13 protein-coding genes are annotated in these 12,535 nt (G+C 73.1%); 6 read left to right on the top strand and 7 right to left on the bottom strand.

What is annotated here, in order from left to right; all coding sequences use genetic code 11:
• A partial coding sequence (locus NJ376_RS18310) for a transposase (RefSeq protein ID WP_252954728.1) occupies positions 1-389 on the bottom strand: 389 nt, incomplete at its 3' end.
• A 156-nt stretch (positions 390-545) separates the two neighbouring features.
• Here NJ376_RS18310 and NJ376_RS18305 point away from each other — a divergent pair.
• Positions 546-1,010 (top strand): hypothetical protein, encoded by a 465-nt coding sequence (locus NJ376_RS18305; protein WP_252954727.1) that lies wholly within the window; start codon positions 546-548, stop codon positions 1,008-1,010.
• A gap of 339 nt (positions 1,011-1,349) precedes the next feature.
• Here NJ376_RS18305 and NJ376_RS18300 read toward each other — a convergent pair whose 3' ends face one another.
• The 4 genes from NJ376_RS18300 to NJ376_RS18285 form a co-directional block, all read right to left on the bottom strand.
• Positions 1,350-2,276, bottom strand: a complete 927-nt coding sequence (locus NJ376_RS18300) for a BKACE family enzyme (RefSeq protein WP_252954726.1) — start codon at positions 2,274-2,276, stop codon at positions 1,350-1,352.
• A 62-nt stretch (positions 2,277-2,338) separates the two neighbouring features.
• The gene (locus tag NJ376_RS18295; protein WP_252954725.1) at positions 2,339-3,916 is read right to left on the bottom strand and encodes an ABC transporter substrate-binding protein; all 1,578 of its coding nucleotides are present in this window, start codon (positions 3,914-3,916) and stop codon (positions 2,339-2,341) included.
• Between the two features lie 76 nt (positions 3,917-3,992).
• Positions 3,993-4,337: a hypothetical protein gene (locus NJ376_RS18290; RefSeq protein ID WP_252954724.1), complete on the bottom strand. Its 345-nt coding sequence runs from the start codon at positions 4,335-4,337 to the stop codon at positions 3,993-3,995.
• A 207-nt stretch (positions 4,338-4,544) separates the two neighbouring features.
• Complete coding sequence (locus tag NJ376_RS18285; protein ID WP_252954729.1) at positions 4,545-5,204, bottom strand: hypothetical protein; 660 nt, start codon at positions 5,202-5,204, stop codon at positions 4,545-4,547.
• Positions 5,205-5,436: 232 nt separating this feature from the next.
• Here NJ376_RS18285 and NJ376_RS18280 point away from each other — a divergent pair, with 232 nt between their 5' ends.
• From NJ376_RS18280 to NJ376_RS18265, 4 genes are all read left to right on the top strand, one after another.
• Positions 5,437-6,207 (top strand): sulfite exporter TauE/SafE family protein, encoded by a 771-nt coding sequence (locus NJ376_RS18280; RefSeq protein ID WP_252954723.1) that lies wholly within the window; start codon positions 5,437-5,439, stop codon positions 6,205-6,207.
• 227 nt (positions 6,208-6,434) lie between these two features.
• Positions 6,435-7,829, top strand: coding sequence for an amidase (locus tag NJ376_RS18275; RefSeq protein WP_252954722.1), 1,395 nt, complete (start codon positions 6,435-6,437; stop codon positions 7,827-7,829).
• Positions 7,830-8,035: 206 nt separating this feature from the next.
• Positions 8,036-8,959 (top strand): 4-hydroxy-tetrahydrodipicolinate synthase, encoded by a 924-nt coding sequence (dapA, locus tag NJ376_RS18270; RefSeq protein ID WP_252954721.1) that lies wholly within the window; start codon positions 8,036-8,038, stop codon positions 8,957-8,959.
• Positions 8,960-9,045: 86 nt separating this feature from the next.
• Positions 9,046-9,609 carry a peptidoglycan-binding domain-containing protein gene (locus NJ376_RS18265; protein ID WP_252954720.1) on the top strand — a complete coding sequence of 188 codons (564 nt, stop codon included), beginning with the start codon at positions 9,046-9,048 and terminating at the stop codon, positions 9,607-9,609.
• 51 nt (positions 9,610-9,660) lie between these two features.
• Here NJ376_RS18265 and NJ376_RS18260 read toward each other — a convergent pair whose 3' ends face one another.
• A complete protein-coding gene (locus NJ376_RS18260; RefSeq protein WP_252954719.1) occupies positions 9,661-9,960 on the bottom strand; it encodes a hypothetical protein in 300 nt (99 codons plus the stop codon).
• A 114-nt stretch (positions 9,961-10,074) separates the two neighbouring features.
• On the opposite strand from NJ376_RS18260, the gene NJ376_RS18255 reads away from it, so the two are divergent.
• Positions 10,075-10,971, top strand: coding sequence for a glycosyltransferase family 2 protein (locus tag NJ376_RS18255; protein WP_252954718.1), 897 nt, complete (start codon positions 10,075-10,077; stop codon positions 10,969-10,971).
• Between the two features lie 246 nt (positions 10,972-11,217).
• On the opposite strand, the gene NJ376_RS18250 is transcribed toward NJ376_RS18255, so the two are convergent.
• The coding region (locus NJ376_RS18250) for an ABC transporter substrate-binding protein (RefSeq protein ID WP_252954717.1) at positions 11,218-12,535 on the bottom strand (1,318 nt) is incomplete at its 5' end.

The raw sequence follows: 12,535 nt of genomic DNA, 5'->3' as shown, positions 1-12,535 counted from the left end.
GCGAAGCGTCCCGGCTGGCGGGCCAGCGCGACCAGGAGCGCGGCCCAGAGGCCAGCTTGGGCCCAGCGGCGGTAGGAGCGGGAGACGGTGTCCGGCTTGCCGAACTCGGGCGGCAGGAGGCGCCAGGGCGCGCGGCCGCCCTGATGCTTCAGGGTGGCGTAGCGGAAGATGGCGTCGAGCCGCGCGCGCGGGGTGCCCTCCATCGGCCGGCCGCGCTGGCCGAGGGCGCAGCCATGGACCTCCAGGTACGGCGCCAGCAGGGCCCATTCGGCCTCGGTCAGCGGGGCCCAGGGGCGGGGCGGCGTCAGGCAGAGGATGGGGTCCAGCGCCAGGCGGCGGAGCAGGAAGGCCTTCGGCAGCTCGGCGGGAAGGAAGGCGGGAAGGGGCATGGGGCGGGGGTCCCGGTCGGATCGGAACAAATATAGAACGTCAATCGTAATATTGCAAGGCCGATGCGATGGTGCTCCTTTCCGCGCTGCATGGAGACAGCGTTACCCGAAATGCCGCGAGAGGCCGCGCGGATCCCGATGCGGGCGCCCGGTCTGATGGTCCCACGCGCCGAGATCGCCGCGGTGGGGTGCGTGCTGCTGGTGCTGGCAGCCGGCCTCCACCAGCACGGGCCGATCTGCGGGGTGACGCCCGGGCCGGCCCTGTTCTGCCTGGTGGCCTGCCTGCTGCTGCTCGGCGGGGTGTGCTGCCTGGGCGTCGCCCTGCTCTGCCCGCGGCGCTCCTTCCTGCTCGATCTCGCCGCCGGGGCAATCATCGAGTCCCGCGAGGGCGCCTTCGGCTGCCGCCGCGCCCGGCCCCTGCCCCCGGGCGCCTATGCCGCGCTGCAGCTCCGCCTGGAAGCCGGGGCCAGGGTGCTGCCCGAATGGCAGCTTCGGCTGCTGCCGGCCCCGGGGCACGGCCAGGCGCTGCTGGTGCGGGCCTTCCCCCGAGAGGAGCGGGAGGCCGCGCTGGCCCTGGCCGAGACCCTCGCCCGGCGCCTCGGCCTGGCGCTGCGCGCCTAGAGCAGATCGCCGTAGGGCGGCCTCGCCCGAAGGCGTGAATCTGCTCTGCAACCAAAGGCGTAGAGCGTTTTCGGTGAACGCATGTAAACCGAAAACGCTCTAGCTTTTCCCACGAAACCGCTGCGCGGCTTCGCGGGGACCCCGGAGGCGCTGAACGCCGGAGGCCTAGCACAGCCTTCGGCGGCAACGCCGCGGAAAGATAGGAGGCGGCAGGGTTAGACGGGTGCGCCCTGCAACTTCCGCAGACCGCTGCGCGGGTTTGCGGGGTCGGGCGCCGCTGAATGCCCGGGGGCCTCGCGCAGCCTTCCGCGGCCGGCCATGGAAGGCGCGGGGGCGGGCCTAGAAGCCGACCTTGTCGCCGCCCTTCAGCTTCAGGATTTCCCGCGCCTCGGTGGGCGTGGCGATCTCGAGGCTCAGCTCCTCCAGGATGCGGCGGATCTTCGCCACTTGCTCGGCATTGCTCTTCGCCTGCTGGCCGCGGCCGATCCAGAGCGAGTCCTCGAGGCCCACCCGAACATTGCCGCCGAGCATCCCCGCCATGGTGGTGAAGGGCATCTGGTTGCGCCCCGCCGCCAGCACCGACCAGACATAGTCCTTGCCGAAGAGCCTATCCGCCGTCTCCTTCATGAAGAGCAGGTTGCGCGGCTCGGCGCCCACGCCGCCCAGGATGCCGAAGATGGTCTGGGTGAAGAGCGGCGGCTCCACCACCTTGCGGTCCAGCATATGCGCCAGGTTGTAGAGATGGCCGACATCGTAGCATTCGAACTCGAAGCGCGTGCCATGGCCCTTGCCCAGCCGCTCGACGATCTGCTCGATGTCCTTGAAGGTGTTGCGGAAGATGAAGTCGGTGGTGCCTTCGAGGTAGGGCCGCTCCCACTCGTACTTGAACTGCTTGATGCGGGCGGCGCTGCCGGAGATGTTGAAGTTCATGCTGCCCATGTTGAGCGAGCACATCTCCGGCTTGGCCAGCAGCGGCGCCGCCAGGCGCTCATCCACCGTCATGCCGAGGCCGCCGCCGGTGGTGATGTTGATCACCGCATCGGTGCTCTGCTTGATGACCGGCAGGAATTGCATGAACACCGCCGGGTCCGGCGTCGGGCGGCCGTCATTCGGATCGCGGGCGTGCAGATGGATGATGGCGGCGCCGGCCTCCGCCGCGGCGATCGACTGCTCGGCGATCTGCTGCGGCGTGATGGGCAGGTAGTCCGACATGCTCGGCGTGTGGATGGCGCCGGTGACGGCAACGCTGATGATGACCTTGGACATTGGCGCTTCTCCTTCCCGCAGGCGGCCGGGATTATCGGGGGGATGCGGCCCGGCGTGAAGCCTCAGCCCAGCGTCACGTTGAAGAAGACCGGGAAGCCCTTCGGGATGTCGCGGACCGTGCTGCGGAAGGCGGTCGGCTGGTAGAAGATGCCGAGGGGGATGTAGGGCAGGTCGCGGAAGGCGGCCTCCTGCACGGCGCGGCAGGCGGCCTGGCGCGCCGCCTGGTCGGTGGCGTCGAGGAAGGCGCTGCGATGCGCCTCCACCTCCGGGCTGTCCGGCCATCCGAACAACCCGCGGTCGCCGATGCCGCGGATGAATTTGTTGTCCGCCGGCGCCATGGTGCTGGCGGCGGTGGTGAAGGTGCAGAAGGCGCTCCAGCCGCCCTTCTCCACCGGCTCCCGCGAATTCCAGCGCTGCGCCACCGTGCCCCAATCGGCTTCCTGGTAGTCCAGGTTGAAGCCCATCTGGCGGAACAGATCGCCGACTACCAAGGTCATGGCGTTGATGCTGGCGAAATCCGTCGGCGCCATCAGCGCCACCTTCTCCCCGCGATAGCCGGCGGCCTGGAGCTGCCGCTTCGCCTCCGCGATGCTGCGCGGCGCGAGCAGCGGCGCCATGCCGGCCTCGCTCGCCATCGGGCCCGGGGTCAGGAAGCCGATAGTGTCGCGCCAGCCGGCGCGGTCCTCCCCGGCCACGGCGCGCATCACATCCGCCTGGCTGAGCGCCGCCAGGATCGCGCGCCGGACGCCCGGGTTGTCGAAGGGCGGCTGCACATGGTTGAGGCGGAGCAGGGCGATGAAGCCGGCCTCGTCCAGGATCTCGGTGCGGAGGTTGCGGTTGCGGCGGAGCACCGGCAGCAGGTCCGGCAGCGGGGTCTCCCACCACTCCACCTCGCCGGCCTGCAGCGGGGCGGCGGCGGTCGCCGGGTCCGGCATGGTGCGCCACTCCACGCGGTCCAGATGCACGCGCTTCGGGCCGGCCAGCATGCTCGGCGTGCCGTCGGGGCGGGGGACATAGCCGGCGAAGCGCTCATAGACCGCGCGGGCGCCGGGGACGCGCTCATTCGCCACGAAGCGGAAGGGGCCGCTGCCGATCATCTCCGTCACCGGGCGCATGGCGTCGGTCGCCGCCAGCCGTTCTGGCATGATGCAGGGCATGTTGGTGCCGGCCTTGCCCAGCAGATCGGGCAGCGTCGGGAAGGGCTTCTTCAGGCGGAACACCACCTCCCGGTCCGCGGCGGCGGAGAGCTCGTCCAGCACCGCCATCAGGTCGTAGCCATAGGTGTCCCGCTTGCCCCAGCGCAGCAGGCTGGCGACGACGTCGCGCGCCCGGACGGGTTCGTTGTCGTGGAAGCGCAGGCCCTCGCGCAGAGTCAGGCGCCAGAGCCGGCCATCCTGCTCGACGCTGTGGCCCTCCACCATCTGCGGGCGGGCGACGAAATTCTCGTCCACGCCGTAGAGCGTGTCGAACACCATGAAACCATGGGCGCGGGTGACGAAGGCGGGGGTGGCGATCGGGTCGAGGATCGCGAGGTCGGCCTGCGGCACGAAGCGCAGCACCTTGGCCCCCGCGGCACCGGCGAGGCGGGGCGCCGCCAGGGATGCCGCGGCAAGGGAGAGGGCTTGGCGGCGTGTCGGCATGGCGGCGGCTCCGGTCGCGGGCCGCGCCAGCCTATCGCAGCGCAGCAGGCTGGCAACAGGTCCTCTACCCGGATGGTCAGCTTGCGGCGGCGATGGCGGCGTTGGTGCCGACATCGCCAGCGCCCCGAGCCCCTGGGTACCGAGCGGGTTCACCCCGGCGATCCTCCTCCAGCAGCGTCACCTCGATGCGCGGCGCGTCGGCAAGCACCGGGATCGGGTATTCGGCGATGTTGCCGTGCACATAGATCTTGCCGTGCACATAGCGGGCACGCTTGCGGTCGCTCTCCATCGCCTCGCGCAGCGCGCTGCCGATGCCCGGATCGGCCCGCCCATGGAGCTGGTTGCAGGGGGTTGTGCGGGTGGAGGACGCGGCCGGCGGCGAGGACGCGGCGCACCTGCCCCCCCCGGTCAGCGCATGCACGCGCAGCCACTGGGCCGCGCGGCCGGGCGAGGGCCGGCCTGGGCTCCATGGGCGTGGAGGCGAAGGTATGCGCCCTGACCGGGCAGGGCGACGCACGGGCTGCTGGCCGCCACCATCGAGGTCGTCCCGCACTGGCGCGGCCGGCGAGAGCCCGTCCCCGCCCTTCAGCGGGAGGATGGTCCCGGGACGGCGTCCCGGTCCCGATCCTCAGACGGCGTCCGGGCTGGCGCCGGCGGGGCGCGCCCGGCGCAGGGCCAGCAGGATCCCCATGACGGGGAGGAGCAGGAGCAGGCCGCCCGGCTCATCGACATCGACCGGCTCGGTTCCCGCGGCCTGGCCGGGCCTTGGCCGGCAGGGCCGGGGCGCGTCCGGGGCCACGCCGGCATCGCCTTCCGCGACCGCGCCCGGCCCGTGATGCGGGCGGCGCCTGCGGCAATGCGGGGGCTGGGCTGACGCGGCGCCGCCCCCCGCCTCCGGCAGTAGCGTCGCCGGCAGGGATGCCCCCGGCGGGGCCGCCGCCGGCATGGGCGCCGCCGACAGGCCCACCCCCGACAAGCCCCCCGCCGGCCCCCAGCCACCGCCTCCTGGTCCGCCGAGGCTGGCCAGGTCGTAGGGGATGGGGCGCACCGGCGCGGCGGCCGCGGTGACAGGCGACGTGACGGGGGGCGTGCCGGCAAGGAGCGGCGCCAGGACCAGGGCGGGGCCCGTGGCGCAGGCCAGCACCCAGGTCACCGGCCGCGCCGCGTGTCGGACAACGGCGCTGCCGGTCGCGACACGGCCGATGCGGCGCGCGTGGGCGGTGCGGTGGATGACCCTGGCCGCAGCGACGACCGGCCGAAGGACGCAACCGATAAGTGGAGATGGCAAAGGGGCCGCCCTCCTTTCGGATAAAAAATATCACCCCATACGCGTGATCTGGCCAAACGCATGCGCAACGGCATTTCAATAGATATTTCTATAAAATTAGTCAATCACAGGGCGCGAAGGCTTGGGCCGATTGAGGCCAGGGGGTGGCCGCCCCTTGGCCAAGGCAGGCTGCGGCTGCCTGCCATCCGGCCGGTCCCTTTCCACCAGGCCTGTGCCGGGCGAGGATGCCGCGGTGAGCGATCTGCTATCCGCGCTGCCGTCTGGCCCGGCCCTGGCCTGGCTGCTGGTGGCGGCCCTGGCCGGTGGGTTGGCCCGAGGCTTTTCCGGCTTCGGCGCCGCCATGATCTTCATCCCTCTGGCCTCCATCGGGCTCGGCCCGCGGGTGGCAGTGCCGCTGATGCTGGCGATCGAGGCGGTGGCCATCGCCCTGCTGACGCCGGGGGCGTGGAAGCTGGCCGACCGTCGGCAGGTGGGGGTGATGGCGCTGGGCTCGGTGCTCGGCACGCCGCTCGGCGCCATGGCGCTGGCGGCCATGGACCCGCAGGCGCTGCGCTGGGGAGTGGCGGGGCTGATCCTGGCGATGCTCGGGCTGCTGGCCTCCGGCTGGCGGTTCCGCGGGCGGCCGAGCGACCCGGTGACGGTCGGCGTCGGCGTCGCCGGCGGGGTGCTGGGGGGCATCGCCATGGTCAGCGGCCCGCCGGTCATGGCCTATCTGCTGGGGCAGACGGACAATGCGCGGCGGATCCGCGCCTCCTTCGCGCTCTACCTGGCGGTGGCCTCGGCGATCATCGCCATTGCTTATGTCGCCACCGGGCTGCTGCGGGCGAGCCTGCTGCCGCCCTTCCTGCTGGGGGCGCCGGTCTATGCGCTGGGCATCTGGGGCGGCTCCCGAATGTTCGGCCTGGCGAGCGACCGGACCTTCCGCCTGGCCTGCTACGCGATGATCGCCATGGCGGCGGTGCTGGGGCTGCCGGTGTGGGATGGGATGTGGCATTCCCCATAACGCCGCTGCGCGGCGCCATGGGGGCCCCGGAGCGCTGTTCTCCCTGCATCCCGCGCAGCCTGCCGCGGCAAAGCCGTGGCAGGGCACCGGGCGGTCCGGGTTGCGTCGGGCGGCGGGCGGGCCGTGCCTGCGGGGCCGGCCGGCACGGGCGTGGCGGGCCGCCCCCGCCCCCGTGCAATTCCCCGCCACCCCGCGCAGGATGCGGCCACAGCCTGGAGGAAGCGAGCATGGCCGAAGCCTATAACCCCGCGACATTTCGCGCCCTGACCTGGCACGACCACCTCCCCGCCTTCCGCGACGGCACGGACAACCCGCGCGCTTATCTGGAGCGCTGCCTGGAGGCCATCTCGGCGCGGGAGCCGGTGGTGCAGACCTGGGCGGCGATGAATGTGGAAGGCAGCCGCGCCGCGGCCGATGCCAGCAGCGCGCGCTGGCGGGAGGGCAGGCCGCTCTCGCCCATCGATGGGCTGCCCATCGGCATCAAGGACCTGCTGGAAACCCGCGACATGCCGACCGAGATGGGCTGCCGCGGCTACAAGGGGCATTTTCCGAAGCGCGACAACGCCGCCGTCTGGGCGCTGCGCCAGGCGGGCGCGGTGGTGCTGGGCAAGACCGTCACCACGGAGCTCGGCGGCAGCCATCCGGGGCCGACGACCAACCCCTTCAACCCGCGCCACACGCCCGGCGGCTCCTCCTCCGGCTCCGCCGCAGCCGTTGCGGCGCGGATGGTGCCGGCGGCGATCGGCACGCAGGTCGGCGGCTCCATCATCCGCCCCGCCGCCTATTGCGGCAATGTGGCGCTGAAGCCGAGCCAGGGCGGCCTCCACCGCGGCGAGCGGCAGACGACGAGCATGAGCACCCATGGCGTCCATGCCGGCAGCATCGAGGATATGTGGCAGGTGGCGATCGAGATCGCCACGCGCTGCGGCGGCGATCCGGGGCGGCCCGGGCTGCAGGGCCCGCGCACCCCGCCGGCTTCGCAGCGTCCGGTACGGCTGATCGTCATGGAAAGCGAGGGCTGGGCCAGGCTGGATGCCGCCAGCAAATCGGCGTTCACGGCGCTGCTGGTGCGCATCGCCGGCACCGGGGTGGAGCTGCTGCGGCGCGGCGACCATCCGGCCATCGAGGCCTTCGAGCAGGGCATCGCCGAGGGAAGGGCGCTGTCCGCCGCCATCACCGGCTGGGAGAATCGCTGGTACCAGCGCGCGCTGCTGGATGCCGATCCGGAGGCGATCAGCCCGCGCGCCCGCGCCATACTGGAACGCGCCGAGGCGATGTCGCCGCGCGACTACCAGGCGGCGCTGGCGAAGCGGGAGGAGGCGCAGCTTCGCCATGCGCGGCTGGCGGGGCTGGCGGATGCGGTGATCAGCCTCGCCTGCCCCGGCCCGGCGCCGGTGTGGGAGGGCGACCGGCCCGGCCAGCCCCTGGCGCCGCGGCCGACCGGGGATGCGGTGTTCAACATCCCCTCCTCCCTGCTCTGGGCGCCCGTCGTGACGGTGCCGCTGCTGGCGGTGGGCGGGCTGCCGGTGGGCGTGCAGGTGATGGGGCAGTATCAGCAGGATGCGCGCGTGACGGCGCTGGCGCGCTGGCTGCTGGAGAATGTGCCGCCGCTGGCGGCATAGCTTGACGCCGGGGGCGGCACCCGCGCAAGCTCCCGGAATGGTCCTGCGCCGCAGCAAGCCCGTGTCGCCGAAACACTGCCCCGCCTGGGGCAGCACGGCTCTGCGCGCGATCGCCTAGGGCGCCGCAGGATCAGGTTGGACCCCGCCGGTCGGACGGGGTCCCTGCACGCATTCCGTCTACCGGCCTCGCATGGAGACGGATCACGATGGATGTGCACCACCCGAACCTCGGCGGCCTCTGGCTGCCCCTTGTCACGCCCTTCCGCGACGGCGCGCTGGACGAGGCCTCGCTGCGCCGGCTGGTCCGGCACTATGCGGCGGAGCCGCTCGACGGGCTGATCCTGGCGGCGACGACCGGGGAGGGCCTGACCCTCGACGAGGCGGAGACGGAGCGGCTGGTGGCCCTGGCCGCCGCGGAGCTGGCCGCCTGCGGCCGGCGCCTGCCGCTCTTCCTCGGCCTCTCGGGCAGCGACACGCGCAAGCTGGCGAAGGCGCTGCACCACACGGCGCCCTGGCCGGTCGACGGGTATCTGATCGCCTGCCCCTACTACACCCGGCCCTCGCAGGAGGGGATGGTCCGCCACTTCGCCGCCCTGGCGGACAGCACGGCGCGGCCGATCATGATCTACAACATCCCCTACCGGACCGGGGTGAACCTGGGCAATGCGGCGCTGCTGGAGATCGTGGCGCGCTGCCCCAACGTGCTCGGCGTGAAGGATTGCTGCGCCGAGCTGGCGCAATCCTGCGAGCTGCTGCGGCTGAAGCCCGCCAGCTTCGCCGTGCTGACCGGGGAGGACGCCTCCTTCCACCCCATGCTCGCCCAGGGCGCGGAGGGCGGCATCATCGCCTCCGCCCATGTCGCCCCGAGGGGCTTCGCCGCGGTGCGGGACCTGCTGCGGGCGGGCGATGGCGCCGGGGCGCTGGCCGCCTGGCATGCGGTGGACGAGCTGCCGCGCCTGCTCTTCGCCGAGCCGAGCCCGGCGCCGGTCAAGCATTGGCTCTGGCGCGCCGGGCTGATCGACAGCGCGGAGCTGCGGCTGCCGATGACGCCGGTGAGCGAGGGGCTGGCCGCCCGGATCGAGCGCGAGATGGCGCGGCGGCAGGCGGCCGCCCGCGACGCCGCGGCGTAGGGGCTGTGGCGCGTGGCGGGGCTGCGCGGCCGGGGCGAACCCGTTGCCACTTCCGGTGTTTGCGCCAGCGGCACGGAGGACACGCAATGATTCGCACCACCACCATGGCGCTGGCCGGGCTGCTCCTGGCCGGCCCCGCCCTGGCGCAGCAGGCGCCCTCCCTGATGTATTCCCAGCCCCTGGCGCCGGCGGCGGTGACCGCGGTGCAGGAGAAGCTGCGCCAGGCCGGCAGCTACACCGGCCGGGCCGATGGCGTCTGGGGCCCGGACAGCCAGGCGGCGCTGGAACGCTTCCAGATGAGCCGCGGGCTGCAGGCCAGCGGCCAGCTCAACCAGGCGACGGCGGCGACGCTGGGGCTTTCGCCCAGCGATCTGCTGGCGGCCGGGCCCACCGCCGGCCCCGCCCCCGGCACCCCGGCGGCCCAGGCGACCGAGCCGCTGAGCCAGCGGGCGGTTCGCAACGTGCAGCGGAGGCTGCGGGTGCTGGGCTTCTACCGGGGCGAGCTGGACGGCGCCTGGGGGGCCGGCACGCAATCCGCCATCGAGCGCTTCCAGCAGGGGCGCGGGCTGCAGGCGACGGGGCAGCTCAACCCCGCCACGATTTCCGCCCTGGGGCTGGATGCGAGCAACCTGGAGGCGCCGCCGCGCTGAGGCGCATCCTGGCGGATCCCTGCCGTCCGGGCGGGGCGGCAGGGCGGCGGTTCAGCGGGGCCCGCGGACCGGGTGGTGCCAAGCGGCGACCAGCGCGAAGACCAGGCCGAGCAGCAGCAGAAGGCCGGTCACGGCCGGAAGCAGGGCCCGGGTCAGCCAATCGCCCCAGAGCAGCATGCCCGCCTCGGCCAGCGCCACGGCGCCGGACGCCGCCAGGGCCGCGCGCCGCCAGCCGGGCCGCTTCAGCCGGACGGCCTGGAGGATCAGCGCCGGCGTCAGGAAGGCGAGGACCAGGCAGCCGAGGAGGAGGAGGCCGGCCAGCGCGGCGAGAAGGTCGGAAGCCGGCGACATCGGCAGCCTTTGCGGGCAGGCAACGGCATCGAGATGGGCCGTGCCCCCTGGCCGGGCAAGGCCGGCTGCGTCCGGATGATTGACAGCGCCGGGCGGCGGATGGAGGAGGGGCGCGTGCTTGAGCAAGCCCCAGCGCCGGAGGCGGCAGGCCGCCTCGCCCAGGTGACCGTCCTCGTCATCGCCTTCAACAGCGCCGCGGTGCTGCCCGGCTGCCTGGCCGCGCTGCCGCGCGGGGTGCGGCTGGTGGTGGTGGACAATGCCAGCACGGATGACAGCGCGGCGATCGCGGAGGCGGCGGGGGCGGAGGTGATCCGGCTGCCGGGAAATCTCGGCTTCGGGCGGGCGGCGAATCTCGGCTTCGCCCGGGCGGAGACGCCCTTCGGCCTGCTGCTGAACCCGGATACGCGGGCGGCGCCCGGCATGGTGGAGGCGCTGCTGGAGGCGGCGGCGCGCTACCCGGAGGCCGCGCTGCTGGCGCCGCGGATCGAGACGGAGGAGGGGGAGCTGCAATTCGGCCGGCTGCCGGTGCTGCTGCGGCATCGCGGCCGGGCGCGGCCGGTGCCGCCCGTCGGGGATTGCTGCGCGCCCTATGTCGGCGGCGCGGCGATGTTCTTCCGGCTGGAGGTGTTCCGGGCGCTGGGCGGCTTCGATCCGGAGATCTTCCTCTACTACGAGGATGACGACATCTGCATGCGGCTGCGCGCGGCGGGGCATGCGCTGGTGCATGTGGAGGCGGCGCGGCTGCTGCACGGCAATGCGCGCTCCTCCGCGCCCTCCGCGGCGGTGAGCTTCGGCAAGGAGTGGCACATGGCTTGGTCGCGCCAGCACATGCTGCGCAAGCATCGCGGGGCGTGGCGGGCGGCGGCGGCGGGCGGGCTGCTGATGGCGGAGCTGGCGGGGAAGCTGGCGCTGCGGTGGGGGCATCCGCAGCGGGGCAAGTGGTCCGCGCGGCTGGCCGGCACGGCGGCGGCGATGGCCGGGCGGCGGGCGGTGGAGGTGGCGATCCGGTAGCGCGGCGCGACGCGGGGGCGATCAGTGCCAGGCGTCTGCACGGCGCCGGGCGGCCCATCCTGCCACGAGGCCCGGTGCCACGGTCGCGCTGCCGGCTTGGTCCATCCTTCCTCGCTGGCCGGAGGCGCCTTCGACGGCGTCGAAGGCGACCATTCGCGAGGAGGCTTGAGGTGCGCTCGACCGGGTCGAGCGCGCCGTGACGCGCCCGGCCCCGCGGCCAGAAGGCGGCGAGCCTGTGCTGCGCCGCTATCGCGCCGGGCGCACGCCCATCGCCAGGGTGCGCTCATCCATGCGCGGTTCATGCGCCAGGCCGCGGCGATGCGCCCAGGTGTTCACGTATTGCAAAAGCTGGATCATCGGCTCCCGCTCGGCATAGAGCGCGACGGCCTGGCGCCAGATGCCCTCCCGCACCTCGTCATCCATCGTCGCCGCGCCGCGTGCCAGCAGCGCGTCGAAATCCGGGTCCGAATGCCGCGTCATGTTGGAGGGGCCGGTCAGCTTCGCGCGGTCATAGGTGGAGACGATGGCGAGCAGGTAGTTCGACGCCTCCCCCGTGCTGCTGCCCCAGGCGCCGAGCTGGATGGCCCATTCCTGCCGGCTGCGCCGCGGCACGAAGGCGGCGAAGGGCATGGCGTCCACGGCGCTGCGCACGCCGATGCGCGTCCACATCTGCGCCACGGCCTGGGAGATGCGGGCATCATTCGGCCAGCGGTCGTTCGGCGTGGCGAGGGTGAGGCGGAAGCCCTCTGGGAAGCCGGCCTCGGCCAGCAGGCGCTTGGCGCCTTCGGGATCGTAGGGGCGCGGTCTGGCCTCCGGGTTGTAGCCGAAGGCGCCCTCGGGCAGCCATTGCGCCGTCGGCGTCGCCGCGCCCTCCATCACCTGCGCCACCAGCGCCTCCCGGTTGATCGCCATGGAAAGGGCGCGGCGGACCCGGGGATCGAGGAAGGGGTTGCGCGGCAGCGGATTGCCGGCGTTGTCGGTCACGTTCGGGTGCGGCCCGGTGCGGGAATAGTCGGGCGAGAGGAAGACGGTGCGGAGGCTCGGCACCTCCGTCACCGTGATGCGCTGGTCGCGCTTCAGCCGCGCCAGGTCGGTGGTCGGGATCTGCTCGATGAGATCGACATCGCCGGCCAGCAGCGCGGCGGTGCGGGCGCCGTCATTCAGCAGGAAGCGGACCGTCACGCGGGACCAGGGCTCCTGTCCGCCCCACCAATTCTCGTTGCGCGCCAGCTCCACCCGGTCGCCGGAGCGGTAGGCGAGGACGCGGTAAGGGCCGGTGCCGATGGCGGCGCGGCCGCTGTTGTAGGCCTCCGCCTCCGCCCCCGTCGCGGCATGGCGGGCGATGATGGAGACCGAGGCGAGGTCGAGCGGCAGCAGCGGGTGTGGCTGCTGCGTGTGCAGCCGGATGGTGTGGTCGTCCACCACCTCGACGCGGGAGATGGCGCGGAGGAAGCCGCCGAAGCCGCCCGGGCTGTTCGGGACGTTCGGCGCGCGCTCGAAGGTGAAGACCACGTCGTCCGCGGTGAAGGGCTTGCCGTCATGCCAGGTGACGCCGCGGCGCAGG

It is taken from the genome of Siccirubricoccus soli (assembly GCF_024178315.1).
Taxonomy (GTDB): Bacteria; Pseudomonadota; Alphaproteobacteria; order Acetobacterales; family Acetobacteraceae; genus Siccirubricoccus; species Siccirubricoccus soli.
The sequence above is the reverse complement of the archived record's forward strand: the minus strand, read 5'-3'. Positions and strand labels throughout refer to the sequence as shown.